Raw genomic sequence first — 19,791 nt, 5'->3', positions numbered from 1 at the left:
CGGACGTAGCGGACTCACCGCACGCGCGGCGTCTCGGCGATCAGCCGTTGGAGGTACTTGCCATAGTGGCTCTTGCCCAGCGGCTTGGCCAGCCGGCCGAGCTGCTCGGCATCGATCCAGCGGCGCCGGTAGGCGATTTCCTCCGGGCAGGCCACCATCAGGCCCTGCCGCTTCTGAAGCGTCGAGACCAGCAGCGCCGCCTCCACCAGCGAGTCGTGCGTGCCGGTGTCCAGCCACGCGTAGCCGCGCCCCATGATGTCCACGGCGAGCTTCCCGGCTTCCAGGTAGCGCGAGTTGACATCGGTGATCTCCAGCTCGCCGCGCGCCGAGGGCCGGATGTCCGCCGCGATGTCGCACACCGCGTTGTCATAGAAGTACAGCCCGGTCACCGCGTAGCTGGAGCGCGGGACGGCCGGCTTTTCCTCGATCGACAGCGCGCGGAAGTCCTCGTCGAACTCCACCACGCCGTAGCGCTCCGGGTCGTCCACGTGATAGGCGAACACGGTGGCGCCTTCCTCGCGCCGGTTGGTGCGCGCCAGCAGCCGGGCGAGGTCGTTGCCGTGGAAGATGTTGTCCCCGAGGATCAGCGCCGAAGGGTGCTTGCCGACGAAGTCCCGGCCAATGATGAAGGCCTGCGCCAGCCCGTCCGGCGAGGGCTGCTCCGCGTACTGGATGTCCAGCCCCCACTGGCTGCCGTCGCCCAGCATGGTGGCGAAGCGCGGCAGGTCCTGCGGCGTGGAGATGACCAGGATCTCGCGGATGCCCGCCGTCATCAGCGTGGAGAGCGGGTAGTAGATCATCGGCTTGTCATAGACCGGCAGCAGTTGCTTGGACACGCACTGCGTGATCGGGTACAGCCGCGTGCCGGACCCACCGGCCAGGATGATGCCTTTGCGGTTCATGTCTGAATCTCCCAGGTCGATGGTGGTGAAGTCTGTTCAGGTCGCTCTTTCAAGCGGTGCGGGAATGGGCGCCACAGGGTCCACGCCCCGGGCCGTGGCGCGGGCAGTCGCCTCGCGCCGGTAGCAGATGAAGAAGGCCAGCGCGCCGAACACCTCGGTCAGGATGATCGAGATCACCGTGCCCCGGGCGCCCATCAGCATCACCAGCGGCACCACGTAGAGCAGGTGGAGCACGGTCACGGCGGCGTAGATGTTCTGCACCAGCCGGTGGCGGCCCAGCGCCAGCAGGCCCAGGTTGCCGAAGACGAAGGCCACGCTGGTCACCGGCAGCAGCACGCCCTCCAGGCGCAGCAGCAGGATGGCGTCGTGGAACGGCTCGCCCAGCCACATGCGGATGCCGACATCGGCAAACAGCTCGATGCCGATGGCCAGCGCGCCGGCGCAGGCAAACACCGCCAGCGTCGCCTTGCGCAGCAGGGCGCGCGCCGCCTCCGGGTCCGTGACGTTGTACTGGCTGATGCGCGGGAAGAAGGCCGTGCCCACCACCGTGAAGATGGTCTGGGCCGCCACGCGGATCTTGTCCGCCATGGAGAACTGCCCCACCGCCACCGGCCCGTGGAAGTAGTTGAGCAGGATGGCGTTGAAGGTGACGTAGAAGCTCACCAGCACCAGCGAGAGAAACACCGGGAAGCCTTCGCGGAACGAGATGGCCACCTCGCGCACCGACACGGCCACCAGCGACGCCAGCCGCTGCCGGTGGATGCCCCACAGCGCCGCCACCGCCAGCAGCACCGTGCCAACGCTAATGCCCAGTGCCGCCAGTGCGGCGTCCCCCGGCCCGCGCACCCACATCAGCACGCACCCCAGGCTGACCGCGCGGGCGATGCAATTCGGCACCACCAGCACCTTCATGCGCTCCAGCCCCTGGTACAGCCAGATCGGCGTGAAGGCGTTGGCCACCACGCCGACGAAGGCCGCCGCKAGGATGGTCCAGTGCTCGCGCAGGCTCGGCACCAGCCCGAGCGTGCCGGCCATCAGCAGCKCGGCGGCCAGCGTCAGGGTCAGCTTGGCGGCCATCGTGGCCGAGAACACGCGGTCGACCACCGTGCGGTCGTCCCGCCCCAGCGACACCAGCCGCGTGGCGGTGAGATTGTGGCCGTAGTCGGTCAGCAGGATCAGGTACTGCGCCAGCGCCTGACAGTAGGCCAGCACGCCGAACTCCTTCACCCCGAGCACCCTTCCGAGCAGCGGCAGCAGGAGCAGCGGGAACAGGTAGTTGCCGGCCTGGATCAGCAGGAGATAGGTCGCGGTGGCGCGGATGGAGGTCGGCATGGCGGCGTAGCGTCAGCGGGGACCGGGACGGATCACACCACGCGGCACCGGCGGCAACCGTCGTCGCACCGGCTGGCCGGCCATCTGGAAGATCAGCCACAGCAGCGCCAGCGGCACGAAGTTGCGCCCGCTGAACAGGTTGGGCACGCGCAGGATCTCCAGCAGCGACACCAGCAGCACAGCGTGCGCGCAGCACCAGAAGCCATCGCCCGCGCGCCAGCCCGCGTAGCTGCGGGACAGCAGCCAGCCCATGCCCGCCGCCAGCAGCAGCGCGAACCATCCCCACTCGTGGAAGTGCACGTAGATACCGGACGGATTGTTGAACTCCGGGTCGCCGAAGTCGCTCAGGAACATCGTGTAGCTGTCGCCATTGCCGACCAGCGGGCGCATGAACTCGCCCACCACCGGGAACTTGACCAGCCAGTCGAAGGTGAACACCGCGTCGCCGGCGCCCCAGCCCATGATCGCCAGCAGCCCGGCGCCGTTGTTCAGCGAGGTGGAGTAGTACATGCCGAGCCGTTCCAGCGCGAACTCGAAGATGTTGTCGTAGAGATTGACGTAGTGCGTCTCCCACGACCGGTTGTACTCGTTGGCGATAAAGAAGCCGATCAGCGGGCCGATGGCCGCGAACGGCCCGAGCCGCAGCAGCCAGTTGCGCCGGGGCACGTTGCGGAACCGCATCACCATCAGCACCCACGGCAGCACCAGTTCTACCAGCGCCAGCCGCTCGGCGAAGATGAAGCTGCGCAGCACCGTCAGCACCAGCAGCACGGCCAGGAAGACCTTGTAGCGGTTCAGGCCGCGCACCGGCTGGCGGAAGATGTAGAAGTAGAGCGGCACATAGGCCACGCCGGCCTGCGTGAGCGTGCTGATGCCGGCGATGCGGCCCTTCAGTTCGAGGACGTCGTAGGTGCTGGCGGAGCCGGTCAGGAAGGAGATCAGCACGGCGGGCCGGGCAATCACGCCGCCCATCATCACCAGATAGCMGATCAGGGCGAGCCAGAACAGCGCGTCGAGGATGTGCACGGGCATCTCGGCGCGCGGCCGGGGCGCCAGCGGGGACAGCGAATCGCCCGCGTAGGACGCCACCGTCAGCACCACCAGGAACAGCCCGCCGGCCAGCGCGTAGAAGCTGGTGAAATAGACCCGCTCGATGGCCTTCTGGTCGCCCAGCAGCGACACCGAGATCAGCACATAGAGCGGCAGGATGAAATACAGCAGCAGCCGGGTGGGGTCTTCCCACCAGTAGCCGTCATGGAAGTCGCGGGGCGGGGTCGGATGGGGCATCGGCATCTATCTGGGGACGACCGCGAGGTCATCGGTGTGGAACGGTTCCGTGGGCGCCGGGGGTTCCGGCTCGGGCGACGCGGTGCGGGGCCGGCCGCCCTGCCCGGCCATGGCCTGCCGCACCACGGCCAGGAACTCGCTGCGGAAACGCTCCGGCGTGAAGCGCAGCGCGTTCTCACGGCAGACGGCCGGGTCGAACCAGCCGCTGTCCTCGAAGCGGCAGACCGCGCGCACGATGTCCTCCACGGTCTGGCGCGGGAAGAACACGCCGGTGCGGGTGCCGGCGTTGCCGGCGTCGACCACCGTCTCGCTGGCACCGCCCCGCCCCAGCGCGATCACCGGCGTGCCGCAAGCCTGCGCCTCCACGGCCACAATGCCGAAATCCTCCTCGGCGGCGAACACGAAGGCGCGTGCGCGCTGCATGTGGTCGATCAATATCTCGGTCGACTGGTAGCCCAGCATCTTCACGTTGGGGGGCAACATGGCCTGGATGCGCGCGAAGTCCGGCCCATCGCCAATCACGACCAACCGCTTGTCCGGCATGGCCGCGAAGGCTTCCACGATCAGCGCGACCTTCTTGTACGGCACCAACCGGGAAGCGGTCAGGTAGAAGTCCTCGCGGCACTGGCCGAGGCCGAAACGCTCCACATCGACCGGCGGGAACACCACCGTGGCCGGGCAGCCGTAGACCTTGCGGATGCGCCGCGCCACGTAGGCCGAGTTGGCCACGAGCAGGTCCACGCCATGGGCGGTGCGATGGTCCCAGATCCGCATGTAATGGAGGATGGCCCGCGCGATCCAGCTCTTGAGCCCGCGCGTCAGGCGCGATTCGTCGAGGTACTGGTGCTGGAGGTCCCACGCATAGCGGATCGGCGAATGGATGTAGCTGACGTGGAGTTGCTCCGGCCCGGTGATGACCCCCTTCGCCACGGCATGGCTGGACGAGATCACGAGGTCGTAGTCGGAGAGGTCGAACTGTTCCACTGCCAGCGGCATCAGCGGCAGGTAGTTGCGGAACGACTTCCGGGCGCGCGGCAGGCGCTGGATGAACGACGTCTTGGCGTGCTTGCCCTGCAGCACGTGGCGCTGGTCGTCCGGGAAGAAATCGACCACGCTGAACAGGTCGGCGTCGGGCCAGATCTTGAGAATCTGCTCCAGCACGCGCTCGGAGCCGGCATAGGTGGTCAGCCAGTCGTGCACCACGGCCACCCTGCCGAACTCGCCGGGAAAGGGAGTCGGGACGAAATTCGGGGCGAAATTCGGGGCGGGGGTCATCGCTGGGGCAGCCATGGGGAAATCTCGGTGAGAAGCCGGTCGGCGGTCAGGCGCCACGAGCGGCGCTGCACGTTGGCGAAGCCCTGCGTGCGCAGGCGGTCACGCAGGGCGCTGTCGTGCATCACGTGCATCATGGCTTCGCCGCACTCCGCCGCACTGGTCGGGCGGAAGTAGATCGCCGCATCGCCGCAGGCCTCGCGCACCGAGGGCAGGTTGGACGCGATGACCGGGCAGCCCAGCGTCATCGCCTCCACCGGCGGCAGCCCGAAGCCCTCGTACAGCGACGGAAACACGAAGCAGGCGGCCTGGCGGAACAGGGCCTTGAGATCGCCATCGTCGACATAGCCCACCCGTTTCACGAAGTCTGGCGACACCTGTTGCACCGCCTTCAGCATCGGCATGCCGCCGCCGACGATCACCACGTCGTAGTCGGTGGCCTTGAGCAGCTCGATGGCCTCCACCACGAGCCGGAAATTCTTGTGATGGCTGGCACTGCTGACGGCGAGGATGTACGGCCGGCCAGACAGGTGGAACTTCTCGCGGACGTCCGCCTCCTCCGGCAGCCGCAGCATGTGGTCGCCGCTCATCGGCAGCACGCCGATCTTGCGGCCCGGGATGTGATACGCCTGGATCAGCTCGCCGCGCGAGAACTCGGACACCGTCAGCACGCGCCGGGCGATGCGGCCGATCCACGGCGCCATCATCCGATACCAGGCCCGGAAGGCCCGCGTGTACGCCTGCGGCACGCGCATCGGCGCGGCGTCGTGCATGACCGTCACCTGATTCCGATAGAGCAGCGGTCCGGCGTTGCACAGGTTCAGCAGCAAGGTGCCGCGCGCCGCCAGCGGCAGGCAGACCTGCTCCCAGTACTGGCCGTTGCCGCCCGGCACGGTGCGGATGCGGAGGTTGGGAAAGCGTTCCGGCTCGACCTGCACCGACGGCGGGATCAGCAACTCGAACGACAGCCCCGCCACGGCGGGTGCCTGCGTGGCGACCAGTTCGTCGATGCTGCGGATCACCTCGTTCGCAAAGCGGTCCACCCCGGTCGGGCGCCGGCCCAGATAGCGGCCATTGATCGACACGATGGTCGGGTCACCGCCCGCTGGCGCCACCGGCCGCACCGGCGCCCCGCTGCGCACGAGCGGGTTGGCGATATAGCGGATCGCGCGGTCGCCAACCGCCGCCACCGGCACCAGCGCGAGCGCCGTCAGGCCGGACACCGCCACCTTCTTGCGCAGGCTCCAGTACGGGTTCGCGGTGACGGTGTGGAAGTAGCGGCCGGACTCGCGCAGGAACCAGCGCCAGCGCTGCCCGAGCGGCGCCCCGTACAGCGCGGTGGCGAACAGCGCCTTCTCCAGCGCGAAGTCGAGCGGCGCGGCCGGCAGCGTGATGCCGAGCCGCTGGCGCGCAATCTCGCGCAGCAGCACCCAGCGCCGGGTGGACTGCCGGGCGCCCGCCAGCGCGTCTTCCGCATTGGCCAGCGACAGCCCGCCGTTGTCCTGCCGGTGCACCCGGTAGCGGCCAAGCGGCCGATCGATGGCGAACACGTCGCCGACCAGCGCGGTGCCATAGATCGCATAGAAATCGGCGCCGTGGATGTTGTCGGCGGTCACCGGCACAGGAAAGATGCGGCGCAGAGCTTCCACGCGATAGGCGTTGCCGGAACCCGGCGGCGACGGGTAGAGCCAGCCCTGCCGCAGCAGCGCGCCACAGTCGGTCACGGCGTTCGATTGCGGCACCTGCACGCCGGTCAGCGTGCCATCGCCGGTCATCACTTCCAGCCGGAACTGCACCTTGGCGTAGTCGCCGGCGGCGAAGGCGGCCAGCACCGTCGCGGCAGCGTCCGGCTCCAGCAGATCGTCGGCGTCGAGAAAGATCACGTAGGGCGTGGTCACGCGGCGCAGCGCGTGGTTGTAGGCCGAGACCTGTCCGCCGTTCGCCTGGCAGATGGCCTCGATGCGGTCGCCGTAGCCGGGCAGGATCTCGCGCGAGCCGTCCGTCGAGCCATCGTCGATGACCATGACCTTCACCGCCGGCGCGGTCTGGGTCTGGGCCAGCGCCGAGTCGATCGCCCCCCTCAGAAACCGCGCGTAGTTGTAGTTGCAGATGACGATGGTCAGGCTCGCGGATTCCGGGTGGGACGGCATGGGGGTCTCGGTGGGGGAGCGACTACAGGGAATAATCGGCATGAAAGCCCAGGCGGTTCGCCTCGCCATCGGCAATGGCGCGTTCGAGCAGGCTGAGGCGCGCCGCCGCGCTGCGGCGCTTGCCGTAGAACCGCAGCAGGATCAGGAACACCAGCCGGTTCAGCCGATAGGTGAAACCGGACGTGGACCAGTAGTTCTTGTCGAACCACGCCTGGTTGCGGCTGCTGTAGTACGCGCGGAAGTCCGAGCCGCTCAGCAGCAGGCACTCGAAGTGGTTCTTCCAGTTGCGCTTGACGTTCCAGGAGCCCTCCAGATCCTCCAGCTGCGCGCCGGTGACCAGCGCGATGCGCCCGCCCCGGGCGGTCAGCCGCCAGGTGTATTCGATGTCGTCCGCGTAGAGCACCAGATTCGGGTCCGGCAGGCCGAGGTCGGTGTAGACGTCCCGGTGAGCCAGGAAGCCGCCATACGGCGCGAACGGCATCGACACCACCGCAGGCAGCGCGCGCGGACGCGGTTTTCCCCACGGCGTGCGGCGCCAGATCTTGTAGGGAATGCGGGCGACGTGGAAGCCGAAGTAGCTCGAACGCGGCGGCGAGGCCAGCGCGCCCGGCACGCCCATGGCGATGTCGCCCTGATGGTCGGGCCGGAAGCCGAGCACCGCCGCGCGGCCCCGGCCGGTTTCGCGGGTCAGCACGTCCAGCTGATGGCAGAGCACGCCCAGCGCGCCGGGGCATGGGGCGTTGTCGTCATCCATCAGCCAGAGGTAGTCGGTATCGCCGCGCAGCGCGGTCTCGATGCCGACCGCGTAGCCATTGGCCGAGCCGGTGTTGGTCGGCAGGTGCACCACGGTGATGCGGCGCCCCCAGCGCGCTTCGAGCAGGCTCAGGTCCGATGCCGAGTTGTTGCTGACCACCACGGCGTGCCGCACGCCCTCTTCGTCGAAGGCGCGGCGCAGCAGTTCCACGCAGTAGTGGAGCCGGTCCCCGTAGGTGACAGTGACCAGTGTGATGCGCTTGTTGTGGGAGAAAGTCATGACGGCTCGCTTGGGGAGGAGCCCGGCGTGGCCGGGCGGGGCGCTTGGGGCTCTGCGTTGGTGCCATAGGCATAGCTGTAGCGATGCAGGGTGCCGGTGAAGTCGTTGAAGATCACGCCCTGCACGGCGACATTGGCCTGGGCCAGCCGGCGCGTGCTTTCGTCGATCTGGTCGACCGTGGTCACGCGGTGGCGCGCCACCATCAGCACGGTGCCGGCCAAGCGGCCCAGCACCAGCGCGTCCGCCACGGGCAGCAGCGGCGGGCCGTCCAGCACCACCATGTCGTACTGGGCCGCCACGCGCTCGATCAGCGCGGCCAGCTCCGGCTGGAGCAGCAGCTCGCTCGGTCCCGCCATGTGCAGGCCGGTGGACAGCAGGTCCAGCCCGTATGAGACATCGCGTCGCACCACGTCCTCCAGCCGGTGCGTGCCGGCCACCACCTCGGACAGGCCGGGCCCCCGGTCGACGTGAAAGCGCCGGTGCAGCGCGCCGTTGCGCAGGTCCGCGTCGATCAGCAGCACGCGGCGCTTGGAGGCCCCCGCCAGCGTCGCCAGGTTGGCGGCGACGAAGGACTTGCCGATGCCGGCGGTCGGCCCGGTAATCAGCACCACGCGGTTGGGCGCTTCGCTCAGGGCGAAGTGCAGCGTGGTGCGGATGGTGCGCAGGCTTTCGATGGCGGCATCGGGCAGCACGGCGCGCTCCGCCGGGCTGGCCAGCCGGAGCGGCCAGTTGGCCCGGCCGGGCTTGGTCTCGCTGGTCAGCCGGCTGCGCGGCACGGTGGCGTACACGGGCAGGCCCGTGGCGATCTCGATCTCCTCGCGGTCCTGCACGGCGCCGGCCATGCGGCGCCGGAACGTGGCCAGCACCAGCCCGGCKAACAGGCCCGCCAGCAGCGAGCCACCCACGGCCACGCCCCGGCGCGGCATGAACGGCGTCTCGGGCGGCGTGGCGGGGTCGATCAGCCGCACGTTCGCCACCTTGCCGGCGCGCACCAGCGCCAGTTGCTGACGGGCGTTCAGGCGATTGGTGTACAGCTCGGTGTCCACCTTCATCTTGCGCTGGCGCTGCAACAGCGTCTGCTCGATCAGCGGCAGGTTGCGCGTGCGCGCCTGGTTGATCGCCAGCGCGGCGGCACCCTCCTGCAGCTGGGCGTCCAGCGCGCGCACGTAGCGGTGCTCGTCCGTATAGCGCGTGATCAGTTCCCGGCGCTTCTCCTTCAGGTCGAGCTGGCGGGTTTCCATGGTGACGGCCTGCTCCAGCAGCGTGCGCGCCTCCTCGCTGGTATCCACGGCACCTTCCTTGGCCCGATAGGCGTTGTAGGCGCTCTCCGATTCCTCCACCTGCTGCTTGAGCTGCGGCAGCTGCTCGTCCAGGAAGCGGATCGACTTGTCCGCCTCTTCGGAGCGCCGCCGCACGTTCTGCTCGACATACTCGGTACCCACCACGTTCAGGATCTGGCTGGCGCGCACCGGATCGACGCTATCGAGCGCCACGCCGATGATGCTCGACTGCTTGCCGCGCTCCGAGATCGACAGCGAGCGTTGCAGCCATTCCGTGGTGGCGATCTCCGAGTAGCGCTTGATCGTGAAGGTGGCGCCGGGCTCCCCGTCGGCGGTCTTCACCAGCAGGTCCACCGGCCCGCGCGCGGTGTCCGCGTGCAGCGGCACGCCGACCTTGCCGCGCAGCGTCAGCAGCGGCTCGCCCCACATCTGCGACAGCGTGAGCACGTAGGACCCGTTCCTCCCCAGCGTCATCACGAAGGTCTTGCCCTGCCAGCCGGCCGGCACATCGAAGCGGGCCACGTCGATGCGCTCCGCGCCATGCACGTAGCCACCCGGCAGCGGCTGGGACAGCCCGTCCGTGCGCGCGGCCAGCCACCAGCCGATCACCGGCACGTAGCGCGGCGCGGCATCGATATACAGCTTCAGCGTCTCCACCGCCCGCGACACGACCATGCGCGAGTTCAGCACCTGGATTTCCGAGGTGGTGTCCGGCTTCAGCTCCTGCATCGGCCGCACGTCGCCGGAGGGGGAGCGCGACTCGGAGGCGCTCGGCTCCACCTGGATCAACAGGTCCGAGCGGTACACCGGCCGGGTAAACAGCGCGTAGGCCACGCCCCCGAGCAGGCACAGCGCGGTGGTGCCGGCGATCAGCCAGCGCGAGGCCAGGATCGTCGTGCGGATGTTCATCGAGCGGGCAAAGTGCCGCCCCGGCATGTCGTGGCCTGCGTGAAAGATCTGAGGCGAATTCATGCCGTTCTCCCGTATCGCCCCCGCMCGCGCGGGCGAGGGTCGTTTTTGTGTATGTCAGTACGCGCCACGGCCATGCAGGACGACTCCGACGGTCTTGAACAGAATCACGATGTCCCCCACGAACGTCCAGTTGCGCACGTAGGCCACGTCGAGCGAAATGCGCGTGCCGTAGTCGGTCTCGTTGCGACCGCTGACCTGCCACGGGCCGGTGATGCCGGGCAGCACGCGCAGGTAGTAGGCCGCTGCGTCGCCGTAGCGCTCCAGCTCCTTCTCCACCACGGGGCGCGGGCCGACCAGGCTCATGTCCCCGCGCACCACGTTCCATAGCTGCGGCAGTTCGTCGATGCTGGTGCGGCGGATAAAGCGGCCCAGCCGGGTAATGCGCACGTCGTCTCGCAGCTTGAAATCGCGCTCCCACTCGGCACGCGCCACGGGGTCCGAGGCCAGCAGCTCCTTCAGCACCACGTCGGCGTTCATCACCATCGAACGGAACTTCAGGCACTTGAACTTGCGGCCGTTGGCGCCGATGCGCGTATGGCCGAACAGGCAGGGGCCGCCATCCTTCATCACGATCAGCGCCACCGTCAGCATCAGCGGCGAGAGCAGCAGCAACAGGGTGAGCGCGGCCGCCGCGTCGAAGGCGCGCTTGACGCCCAGCCCCAGCGCGGGCGGCAGCCGCATCGACATGTCCGCCGGGCCATCGAGCGCGGGCGGCACAAAGGTCGCCATGGCGCCGGGCAACTCGCCCGTCCTCCCGGCACTGCCCGCGCCGCCGGGCACGGGGGGCGTCAGGCGGCGGGTGGCGACGCCGGACTCGGTGAACAGCGATTTGAAAGCTTGGAACATGGCGACTCTCCCGTGGCCAGGGTTAACTTGCGATCGATGTCTCCAGGAGGCGCGCGTCGGCCGGCTGGGCGGCCGCGCGGCGACTGTTTTCAGGTGGTCAGGGGGTCTAGGCGCAGCGCCCGTAGGTGTCCTCGATGCGCACGATGTCGTCTTCGCCGAGATAGGCGCCGGACTGCACTTCGATGATCTCGAGCGGCAGCTTTCCGGGGTTCTCGAGCCGATGCGTGGTGCCGATCGGGATGTAGGTGGATTCGTTTTCGCTGAGCAGGAACTGCTCTTCGCCACGGGTGACGAGCGCGGTGCCGCGCACCACGGTCCAGTGTTCGGCGCGATGGTGGTGCAGTTGCAGCGAGAGCTTGGCGCCCGGGCGCACGACGATGTGCTTGACCTGGAAGCGCTCGCCGGTGTCGAGCGAGTCGTAGCAGCCCCAGGGCCGCTGCACCTTGCGGTGGGAGTCCGCCTCGGTGCCCCGCTGGCGCGCGATCCGCTCGACCAGCCCCTTCACGCCCTGCACATGGGAGCGGTCCACCACGAGCACGGCGTCGGCGGTCTCCACCACGATCACGTTGGTGGTGCCCACGCACGCGACCAAGCGGCCCTCGGAATGGGCGTAGCAGGAGGTGGCGCCCTCGAACAGCACGCGGCCCCGGGCGGCGTTGCCTTCGCCATCCTTGTCGATGGCGTCCCACACGGCGTCCCAGGAGCCGAGGTCGGACCAGCCGGCGTCCAGCGGCACGACCACGCCCGGCACGCCATCGGCGCGCGCGAGTTGCTCCATCACCGCGTAGTCGATGGAGTCCGACGGCACCGCCGCGAACGCCGCTGCATGGGGATGGAACACCGCGCCGTCGCTGCGGCCGGTGGCGAAGGCATCCGCGCAGGCCGCGTGCATGGCCGGCTGGAGCTGTTGCAGCGTGCGCAGCCAGGTGCTGGCGCGCACCACGAAGATGCCGCTGTTCCACCAGTACTCGCCCGAGGCCACGTACTGCGCCGCCAGTTCGGCGGCGGGCTTTTCCACGAAGGCGTCGATCCGGCGCGCGGCATCGTCGAGCGACGCGCCCAGTCGGATGTAGCCAAACCCGGTATCGGCGCGCGTCGGCGGCACGCCGAGCGTGACCATCGCGCCCTGCTCGGCAAACCCCGCTGCGCGCAGCACGGCCTGCTGGAAGGCGGCGTTGTCCGCGATCACATGGTCGGCCGGCATGGCCACGAGAATGCAGTCGTCGCCCTCCGCGCAGGCAAGCAGCGCGGCCAGGGTCAGGGCCGGAGCGGTGTTGCGCCCGGTCGGCTCCACCACGATGCGCGCCACCACGCCGGCTTCGGTCAGCTGCTGGGCGGTCATGAAGCGGTGCGCTTCGCCACAGACGATGATCGGCGCCATCTCACCCATCGCACCGCCCCCCTCCACCAGCCCGGCCAGCCGGCGCGCAGTGGTCTGGAGCAGCGTGTCACCGCCAAGGACGTCGATCAGTTGCTTGGGAAAGTGCTTGCGCGAGAGGGGCCAGAGCCGGGTGCCCGAGCCGCCGGCGAGCACCACTGCGGCGAGCCGCGTGCGTACGGCGGGCGCCGCTATCGCGATATCCGCGGTGTCCGTGATGAGGTCCGTGGATTCGATCGTGGTGTCCGTAGTACGCATGTCTGCTCCTGTCCGGGGGGCTGCAACTGGCGAAAGGCCGTTTGTTGCAGCGAAGCATAGATGCCCGAAAAAGCAGATCTGACCGCGCGGCGGAAAATGCAGAATCTTTGTCCGAATAATGAAGGCGTAACACTTTTGAAAGTAATTAAGCCTCCACTTTGACCAGACAAAACACTGGCCGAATATCAAAATGATGAATCGGCACGGCATATTTACAATATCCCGCACCAATATGCGGCGATGCATGTATTTAGTTCATCGCAATGCCCTAAGCCCGTGCACACAAGGGATTGCGGCTATTCGGCGACAGCGCTTCGTGCGTTTCCGCGCATTCAAATGAAAATAGTGATTCACCTTGGAAACAGCGGATGGCGGCGGCGCCGCTTATTCTCCTTTATGCGACGGCGTACACGTCATGTTCCGCCAACATCGCGCAGTTATCGGCCAGCCGGATTTTCCCGCCAGGTTATATTCGTTATGATGCAACGCAGCAGATGCGGTTTTCTTATTCGACATCAGGGGAGCAAGTGGCTATGGAATACCTTGTCGAGTCGCCAACGCCGATGCGCACCATCGGCCCGATCCCGATGACCGGCCAGCGCGAGATCCTGCGCATCGGCCTGATGCTGTTCGATGGCTGCTCCCTGCTGACCGCCGGCATCATTGCCGAGGCGTTCCGCATGGCGAACGAAATCGCCCTGCAGCGCACCGGCCGACCCGCCTACCAGTTGTCCCTGCTGTCCCACCGGGGCGGCATCGTCGCCTGCTCATCCTCGGTGCGGGTCTGGACGCAGGGGCTGGACGTGCTGGGCCAGCGTGGCTTCAACGCCATCTTCATCGGCTGCAGCGAGCGCGAGCCGTCCGGCGAGCGCGATGCCCGCCTGATGAACGCCATGATCGAGGTGAGCGCCTCGGTACTGGAGCGCAGCCCCCGGAGCGGCCAGCGCACCCAGCCCGCCCAGCCCCGCGTATCGCGCGCCGTTCCCCAGAAGATTGTCGAGGTGGACGAGGTAGCCGGGATCAGCCACGTCACCTCGTCCGTGTTCTGGTGCCGCGATGGCGCCGTCTCCGCGCCGGACGTGATGCCCTCGGCCGCCGACATGGCGCTGGCACAGATCGAGTTCGACCTCGGTTTCGTGATGGCGACCGAAGTGGCCCGCCGCCTGGCCCCGCAGCGCGACACCCCCCTGGCCCGCCAGGAAACCCCCGAACCCGACGACGTCCCCGACATCGCCGCCTCCTCCGAAGCGCTGGAGAAAGTGCGCGCCTCGGCCCGCTGGATCACCGCGCACTACGCGGAAGAGATCTCCGTGGCCGACGCCGCCCGCATCGCCGCCATGAGCGAGCGCAACTACCTGCGCCGCTTCAAGTGCGCGCTGGGCATGACCCCCTCCGAATACCTGATCCGCGCCCGGCTGGAGATGATCTGCCGGCTGCTCAAGGAAACCGACCTGCCGGTGGACAAGATCGCCCGCCGCTGCGGCATGGGCAACGGCGACCGCCTGGCCAAGATCTTCCGAAAACGCTTCGAGCTGTCCCCCACCGCGTACCGCAATCTMGACAAGACCGCGCTGCCAGACGCAGCCTAGCCACAGGAGGAGGCAAGAGTCATGCACCAAGATCTGCTGGATGTTGCAAAGCTKGACTGGATCTCGCGCGAGCTTTCTGAGTCGTACAGTGCCGCCGCGCCGTTTCCGCATGTCTGTATCGATAACTTCCTGGACGACGGCATCTACCGCGAGGCCAGCGCCGCCTTCCCCAGCGCCGACGAGAAGGTGTGGTTCACCTTCCGCTCCGCCGCCGAGAACCTGAAGCTCCAGATCCAGGACTTCTACGCGATTCCGCCCGCGCTGCGGTCCCTGATCGTCGAGTTCAACAGTCCCGGCTTCATCCGCTTCCTGGAGCAGCTTTCGGGCATCCAGGGGCTGGTGCCGGACCCCCACCTGCACGGCGGCGGGCTGCACCAGACGCTGCCGGGCGGCCGCCTCGGGCTCCATATCGACTACAACTACCACCTCGAGTGGAAGCTGGACCGGCGCCTCAACGTGCTGCTGTACCTGAATGACGAGTGGGACGACAACTGGGCCGGCCATCTCCAGCTATGGGACGAGGAAGTCCAGCACTGCGTGCAGAACATCTCGCCCATCGGCAACCGGCTGGTGGTCTTCAGCACCAACGAGTGCTCGTGGCACGGCCACCCGGTGCCGCTGGCCTGCCCGCCCGGGGTCACGCGGCGCTCGATCGCGCTCTATTACTACACCAACGGCCGCCCGGACCAGGCCTCCGAGGAACACACCACGCGCTTCCACGCCCGGCCGGGCGAGCGCTTCACCATCACCGCGCGAGACATCCTGCATGGCATGACGCCCCCGTACGCCAAGGCGCTGGCCAAGCGGATTGTCGGGCGATAGCAGACAGGCGAACTACGATGGCAACCCTCCTCGTTACCGGCGGCGCCGGCTTCATCGGCAGCAATTTCGTGCTCGACTGGCTGCGCCGGCACCACGCCGACCGCATCGTCAACGTCGACAAGCTGACCTACGCGGGCAACCGGCGCAGCCTGGCCGCCGTTGACGTCGAGGGGGGCCAGTCCCGCCACGTCTTCTCCCAGACCGATATCTGCGACCGGGCCGCGCTGGACGCGCTGCTGGCCACCCACCGGCCCCAGGCCGTGGTGCACTTCGCGGCGGAGAGCCACGTGGACCGCTCCATCGCCGACCCGGGCGCCTTCATCCAGACCAATGTGGTCGGCACCTTCACGCTGCTGGAAGCCGCCCGGGCCTATTGGGGGCGCCTGAATGCGGCCGATGCCGACCACTTCCGCTTCCTGCACGTCTCCACCGACGAGGTGTTCGGCTCGCTCGGCGCCGACGACCCGCCGTTCTCGGAGACCACGGCCTACCAGCCCAATAGCCCCTACTCGGCCTCCAAGGCGGCGTCGGACCACCTCGTCCGGTCCTACCACCACACCTACGGGCTGCCGGTGCTGACCACGAACTGCTCGAACAACTACGGCCCCTACCACTTCCCCGAGAAGCTGATCCCGCTGATGATCACCAACGCGCTGTCCGGCCGTGCCCTGCCGGTCTACGGCGACGGCCTCAACGTGCGCGACTGGCTCTACGTGGGCGACCACTGCACCGCCATCCGCACGGTGCTGGCGCGCGGCAAGGTCGGCGAGACCTACAACATCGGCGGCTGGAACGAGAAGACCAACCTGGACGTGGTGCACACGCTCTGCGACCTGCTCGACGCGCTGCGCCCGAAGGCGAGCGGCTCCTACCGCCAGCAGATCACCTTTATCGGCGACCGCCCCGGCCACGACCGCCGCTACGCCATCGACGCCCGCAAGCTGGAGCGCGAACTGGGCTGGCGGCCCGCCGAGACCTTCGAGACCGGCCTGCGCAAGACCGTGCAGTGGTATCTGGACAACCCCGGCTGGGTCAAGGACGTGACCTCTGGCGAGTACCGCAACTGGGTGGCGAGGCAATATGCCGCCTGACGCCCCCAATGATCGGGAGATCCCCACCCTGCTGGTCACCGGCAGCAACGGCCAGGTCGGCTTCGAGCTGCGCCGCAGCCTGGCGCCGCTGGGCCGCGTGGTGGCGCTGGACCGCGCCGGCTGCGACCTGTCGGACCTCGACCAACTCCGGCGCGTGGTGCGCGAAGTCCGCCCCGACGTGATCGTCAACGCTGCCGCCTACACCGCCGTGGACCGGGCGGAGGCGGAGACCGAGCGCGACACCGCCTTCCTGATCAACGGCAAGGCCGTCGGCGTGCTGGCGGAAGCGGCCCGCGCGCACGGCAGCCTGCTGGTGCACTACTCGACCGACTATGTGTTCGATGGGGCAAAAGCCGGTGCTTACTATATAGAGAGCGACCCGACCGGCCCGCTCTCGGTCTACGGCCGGAGCAAGCTCGCCGGGGAGCAGGCCATCGCTGCCGTGKACGCGCCGGCGCTGATCCTGCGGACCTGCTGGGTGGCCGGTGCGCATGGCGCCAATTTCGCCCGCACCATGCTGCGGCTCGGCGCCGAGCGCGACAGCCTGCGCGTGGTGGCGGACCAGTTCGGCGCCCCGACCACCGCCGCGCTCGTCGCCGATGTCACCGCTCAGGTCGTGGCCCGCCACTGGCTGGCCGGCAACCGCGCGGCGTTCCCGGCCGGCATCTACCATCTGGCCGCCGCCGGGGAAACCAGCTGGCACGGCTACGCCACGGAAGTGATCCGCTACGCCGCCGCGCATGGCTTCCCGCTGAAGGCGGACCCGGCGCGCATCGCCCCCATTCCCGCCACCGACTATCCGCTGCCGGCGCCGCGCCCGGCAAATTCGCGCCTCGATACCAGCAAGCTGCGCCGCACGTTCGGCATCCACCTGCCCGACTGGCAGGACGGGCTGCACCTGCTGCTGGACCAACTGCGCCCGTAAGCCTTTCCGCCTGTGAGCCTTTCCGCCTGTCAGCCTGGAGCCCCCCATGACCATGAACGTGACCCGAACCGATATTCCCGACGTGCTGGTCATCGAACCAAAAGTGTTCGGCGACGATCGCGGTTTCTTCTACGAGAGCTTCAACGGCCCCGAGTTCGAGGCCCTGACCGGGGTGAAGACCAACTTCGTCCAGGACAACCATTCGCGCTCGGCACGCAACGTCCTGCGGGGGCTGCACTACCAGGTGCGCCATCCGCAGGGCAAGCTGGTACGCGTGGTGATGGGGGAGGTATTCGATGTGGCGGTGGACCTGCGCCGCAGCTCGCCCACCTTCGGCAAGTGGGTGGGCGTGACGCTCTCGGCCACCAACAAGCGCCAGCTCTGGGTGCCCGAAGGCTTCGCGCACGGCTTCGTGGTCACCTCGGACTATGCCGAGTTCCTCTACAAGACCACGGACACCTGGTACCCCGAGCACGAGCGCTCCCTGCTCTGGCGCGACAGCACGCTCCACATCGACTGGCCGCTCCAGGGCGAGCCATTGCTCGCGGCGAAGGACGCGGGCGGCAAGGCGCTGCGGGAGGCGGAGGTTTTTGCCTGAGGGGGATGCGGTCATACAATGGAGCGAGGCCAACGGCGCCCGTGCTGCGGCGCGCACCGAGGTGTTGGTCGAACCCCAAAGGAGACCCGCATGAGCAGCAAGAACACCATTTGCCTGTGGTACAACCGCGACGCGCTCGATGCCGCCAATTTCTATGCCAAGACCTTCCCCGACAGCGCGGTGGGCGCCGTCCACCGCTCGCCGGGCGACTATCCGGACGGCAAGGAGGGCGATGTGCTCACCGTCGAGTTCACCGTCGCCGGCATTCMCTGCGTCGGCCTGAACGGCGGCCCGCACTTCCAGCACAACGAGTCCTTCTCGTTCCAGATTTCCACGGAAGACCAGGCCGAAACCGACCGCCTGTGGAACGCCATCGTCGGCAATGGCGGGCAGGAGAGCGCCTGTGGCTGGTGCAAGGACAAATGGGGCCTGTCGTGGCAGATCTCGCCGCGCGTGCTGGTCGAGGCCGTCACCAGCCCGGACAAGGCGCTGGCCAAACGGGCGTTTAACGCGATGATGACGATGAAGAAGATCGACATCGCCAAGATCGAGGCGGCCATCCGCGGGGACGGCAAGTGATGCCGGGTTGAATCCCCCCGGCGGGCATGGCAGCATGGCCCGATGCCCGTCGCCGCCAATATTCCCTCCGATACCACTCTCCGGGACCTCGCCCGCCTGCGCCGCGTGCGTGATCGCATCGACCGCGAGTATGCCCAGCCGCTGGACGTCGAGGCGCTCGCGCAGGGTGTCCACATGTCGGCGGGCCACCTCAGCCGCCAGTTCCGGCTGGCCTATGGCGAATCCGTCTATGCCTACCTGATGACGCGGCGCATCGAACGCGCGATGGCGCTGCTGCGCCGGGGCGACCTCAGCGTCACCGAGGTCTGCTTCGAGGTGGGATGTTCATCGCTGGGCACCTTCAGCACCCGGTTCACCGAACTGGTCGGGGTCTCGCCGAGCCGCTACCGGCGCGAGGCCGCCGGCGAGGCCGAGGGCATGCCGCCCTGCGTCGCCCGGCAGGTCACGCGACCGATCAGGAATCGAGAAGCGCCGAAAAAGCAGCCGGCCTAGACTGCCTGGACCCCAACACGGAAACGGAAACCCCTCATGGACCTCAGCATTCACTCGGCCTTCCTGCCCCACACCGACCCGGAAACCTCGCTGGCCTTCTACCGGGACGCGCTCGACTTCGAAATCCGCAAGGACGTCGCCTTCGGCGGCAACCGCTGGATCACKGTCGGCCCGAAGGGCAAACCCGAGACCTCCATCGTCCTGTTTCCGCCCAACGCCACGCCGGGCGTCACCGACGACGAAAAGCGCACCATCGCCGAAATGATGGCCAAGGGCACCTACGCCATGCTGCTGCTTGGCGCGACGGACCTCGACGCCGCCTTCCAGCGCCTGCAGGACTGGGACGCCGAGATCGTCCAGGAACCGACCGACCAGCCCTACGGCGTGCGCGACCTGGGCGTGCGCGACCCGGCCGGCAACATGATCCGCATCCAGCAGCTGAAGTAAGATCGGGCGGGCCCGCCCCGCCTCACAGCATCGACTTGCCCTGCGCGAGGATCTTGTCGCAGACCTGCTTCTTGACCTCGGCCTTCATGGCGGCCGTGTTGCTGAGGTCGAGTTGCCGGCCGTTGCTGGTGGAAAGCACGCCGCGCGAGCCGTCGCTGTAGCCGGCGTCCTTGGTGCCGCCCGGCACGGAGCCCAGCAGCTTGTCCTTCACCGCCGAAGTTGCCGAGTCGGCGTTGAGGTAGTTGTTCTTCATGCAATATTCGATCACCCCGGCGGCGTTGCCGGCGCTGCCGGCGGTGAGCGATGACATCGACATCCCGCTGATGTCGCCGATCGCCCCGGTGGGGGCCGACTTCATCATGTCGCCGAGCTGCGCGTGGGCCACGCCCGAGAGGGCGGAGAGCGCGACGCAGCACGCGGGAAGGGTCAGCCACGCGGCGCGGCGCAGCGTAGCGGGGACGGAAATTTTGGCCATGCGAGACTCCTTGTCCGGTCATGCCGGGAGTGGCCTCACCACTATATGCCGCCGTCCGCCGGA

At 68.2% G+C, this 19,791-nt stretch carries 16 protein-coding genes and 3 pseudogenes; 8 read left to right on the top strand and 11 right to left on the bottom strand.

Annotated features, from left to right (window positions below; translation table 11 throughout):
• Positions 1–14 precede the first annotated feature (14 nt).
• The 10 genes and pseudogenes from rfbA to AC1EJR_RS01085 all read right to left on the bottom strand — a co-directional run bounded on the left by rfbA (position 15) and on the right by AC1EJR_RS01085 (position 12,710).
• Positions 15–902 carry a glucose-1-phosphate thymidylyltransferase RfbA gene (gene rfbA / locus AC1EJR_RS01130; protein WP_092293846.1) on the bottom strand — a complete coding sequence of 296 codons (888 nt, stop codon included), beginning with the start codon at positions 900–902 and terminating at the stop codon, positions 15–17.
• A gap of 36 nt (positions 903–938) precedes the next feature.
• Positions 939–2,234 (bottom strand): oligosaccharide flippase family protein, encoded by a 1,296-nt coding sequence (locus tag AC1EJR_RS01125; protein WP_477146819.1) that lies wholly within the window; start codon positions 2,232–2,234, stop codon positions 939–941.
• Positions 2,235–2,246: 12 nt separating this feature from the next.
• Positions 2,247–3,521 (bottom strand): oligosaccharide repeat unit polymerase, encoded by a 1,275-nt coding sequence (locus AC1EJR_RS01120; protein ID WP_477146818.1) that lies wholly within the window; start codon positions 3,519–3,521, stop codon positions 2,247–2,249.
• A 6-nt stretch (positions 3,522–3,527) separates the two neighbouring features.
• Positions 3,528–4,796, bottom strand: coding sequence for a glycosyltransferase family 4 protein (locus AC1EJR_RS01115; protein ID WP_441644571.1), 1,269 nt, complete (start codon positions 4,794–4,796; stop codon positions 3,528–3,530).
• A pseudogene (locus AC1EJR_RS01110) lies at positions 4,793–5,323 on the bottom strand (glycosyltransferase family 4 protein); the annotation flags it as partial. The gene AC1EJR_RS01115 and the pseudogene AC1EJR_RS01110, both read right to left, overlap by 4 nt.
• Before the next feature lie 606 nt (positions 5,324–5,929).
• Positions 5,930–6,943 (bottom strand): annotated as a pseudogene (locus AC1EJR_RS01105) (glycosyltransferase family A protein); the annotation flags it as partial.
• Positions 6,944–6,965: 22 nt separating this feature from the next.
• Positions 6,966–7,976 (bottom strand): glycosyltransferase, encoded by a 1,011-nt coding sequence (locus AC1EJR_RS01100; protein WP_092293852.1) that lies wholly within the window; start codon positions 7,974–7,976, stop codon positions 6,966–6,968.
• A complete protein-coding gene (locus AC1EJR_RS01095) occupies positions 7,973–10,228 on the bottom strand; it encodes a GNVR domain-containing protein (protein ID WP_477146817.1) in 2,256 nt (751 codons plus the stop codon). Before AC1EJR_RS01095 ends, AC1EJR_RS01100 begins: the two co-directional genes overlap by 4 nt.
• A 54-nt stretch (positions 10,229–10,282) precedes the next feature.
• Positions 10,283–10,879 (bottom strand): annotated as a pseudogene (locus AC1EJR_RS01090) (sugar transferase); the annotation flags it as partial.
• 301 nt (positions 10,880–11,180) lie between these two features.
• Positions 11,181–12,710 carry a mannose-1-phosphate guanylyltransferase/mannose-6-phosphate isomerase gene (locus AC1EJR_RS01085; RefSeq protein ID WP_477105166.1) on the bottom strand — a complete coding sequence of 510 codons (1,530 nt, stop codon included), beginning with the start codon at positions 12,708–12,710 and terminating at the stop codon, positions 11,181–11,183.
• Positions 12,711–13,243: 533 nt separating this feature from the next.
• Here AC1EJR_RS01085 and AC1EJR_RS01080 point away from each other — a divergent pair.
• The 8 genes from AC1EJR_RS01080 (at position 13,244) to AC1EJR_RS01045 (ending at position 19,253) form a co-directional block, all read left to right on the top strand.
• Positions 13,244–14,299: a GlxA family transcriptional regulator gene (locus tag AC1EJR_RS01080; RefSeq protein ID WP_441591272.1), complete on the top strand. Its 1,056-nt coding sequence runs from the start codon at positions 13,244–13,246 to the stop codon at positions 14,297–14,299.
• Positions 14,300–14,320: 21 nt separating this feature from the next.
• On the top strand, positions 14,321–15,121 hold the full coding sequence (locus AC1EJR_RS01075) for a 2OG-Fe(II) oxygenase (protein WP_092293862.1): 801 nt from the start codon (positions 14,321–14,323) through the stop codon (positions 15,119–15,121).
• A gap of 17 nt (positions 15,122–15,138) precedes the next feature.
• Positions 15,139–16,212: a dTDP-glucose 4,6-dehydratase gene (gene rfbB / locus AC1EJR_RS01070; RefSeq protein WP_477113153.1), complete on the top strand. Its 1,074-nt coding sequence runs from the start codon at positions 15,139–15,141 to the stop codon at positions 16,210–16,212.
• On the top strand, positions 16,202–17,137 hold the full coding sequence (rfbD, locus tag AC1EJR_RS01065; RefSeq protein ID WP_477146816.1) for a dTDP-4-dehydrorhamnose reductase: 936 nt from the start codon (positions 16,202–16,204) through the stop codon (positions 17,135–17,137). Before rfbB ends, rfbD begins: the two co-directional genes overlap by 11 nt.
• Positions 17,138–17,183: 46 nt before the next feature.
• Complete coding sequence (gene rfbC, locus AC1EJR_RS01060; protein WP_092293868.1) at positions 17,184–17,735, top strand: dTDP-4-dehydrorhamnose 3,5-epimerase; 552 nt, start codon at positions 17,184–17,186, stop codon at positions 17,733–17,735.
• A 90-nt stretch (positions 17,736–17,825) separates the two neighbouring features.
• Positions 17,826–18,314: a VOC family protein gene (locus AC1EJR_RS01055; RefSeq protein WP_477146815.1), complete on the top strand. Its 489-nt coding sequence runs from the start codon at positions 17,826–17,828 to the stop codon at positions 18,312–18,314.
• Between the two features lie 42 nt (positions 18,315–18,356).
• Positions 18,357–18,806, top strand: a complete 450-nt coding sequence (locus tag AC1EJR_RS01050) for a helix-turn-helix transcriptional regulator (RefSeq protein ID WP_441591269.1) — start codon at positions 18,357–18,359, stop codon at positions 18,804–18,806.
• A 36-nt stretch (positions 18,807–18,842) separates the two neighbouring features.
• Complete coding sequence (locus AC1EJR_RS01045; protein WP_092293886.1) at positions 18,843–19,253, top strand: VOC family protein; 411 nt, start codon at positions 18,843–18,845, stop codon at positions 19,251–19,253.
• Positions 19,254–19,275: 22 nt separating this feature from the next.
• Here AC1EJR_RS01045 and AC1EJR_RS01040 read toward each other — a convergent pair whose 3' ends face one another.
• Positions 19,276–19,728: a DUF2501 domain-containing protein gene (locus tag AC1EJR_RS01040; protein ID WP_092293888.1), complete on the bottom strand. Its 453-nt coding sequence runs from the start codon at positions 19,726–19,728 to the stop codon at positions 19,276–19,278.
• Positions 19,729–19,791 lie beyond the last annotated feature (63 nt).

Source organism: Cupriavidus sp. 05T42, from assembly GCF_056396345.1.
Note: the sequence above shows the minus strand (reverse complement) of the source record. Positions and strands in the feature narration are given on the sequence as shown.

Excerpts from the sequence above, each read along its gene's own strand:
- rfbA (WP_092293846.1), bottom strand. The coding sequence starts at position 902 with ATGAACCGCAAAGGCATCATCCTGGCCGGTGGGTCCGGCACGCGGCTG.
- AC1EJR_RS01115 (WP_441644571.1), bottom strand. The coding sequence starts at position 4,796 with ATGACCCCCGCCCCGAATTTCGCCCCGAATTTCGTCCCGACTCCCTTT.
- AC1EJR_RS01100 (WP_092293852.1), bottom strand. The coding sequence starts at position 7,976 with ATGACTTTCTCCCACAACAAGCGCATCACACTGGTCACTGTCACCTAC.
- AC1EJR_RS01085 (WP_477105166.1), bottom strand. The coding sequence starts at position 12,710 with ATGCGTACTACGGACACCACGATCGAATCCACGGACCTCATCACGGAC.
- rfbB (WP_477113153.1), top strand. The coding sequence starts at position 15,139 with ATGGCAACCCTCCTCGTTACCGGCGGCGCCGGCTTCATCGGCAGCAAT.
- rfbC (WP_092293868.1), top strand. The coding sequence starts at position 17,184 with ATGACCATGAACGTGACCCGAACCGATATTCCCGACGTGCTGGTCATC.
- AC1EJR_RS01050 (WP_441591269.1), top strand. The coding sequence starts at position 18,357 with ATGCCCGTCGCCGCCAATATTCCCTCCGATACCACTCTCCGGGACCTC.
- AC1EJR_RS01040 (WP_092293888.1), bottom strand. The coding sequence starts at position 19,728 with ATGGCCAAAATTTCCGTCCCCGCTACGCTGCGCCGCGCCGCGTGGCTG.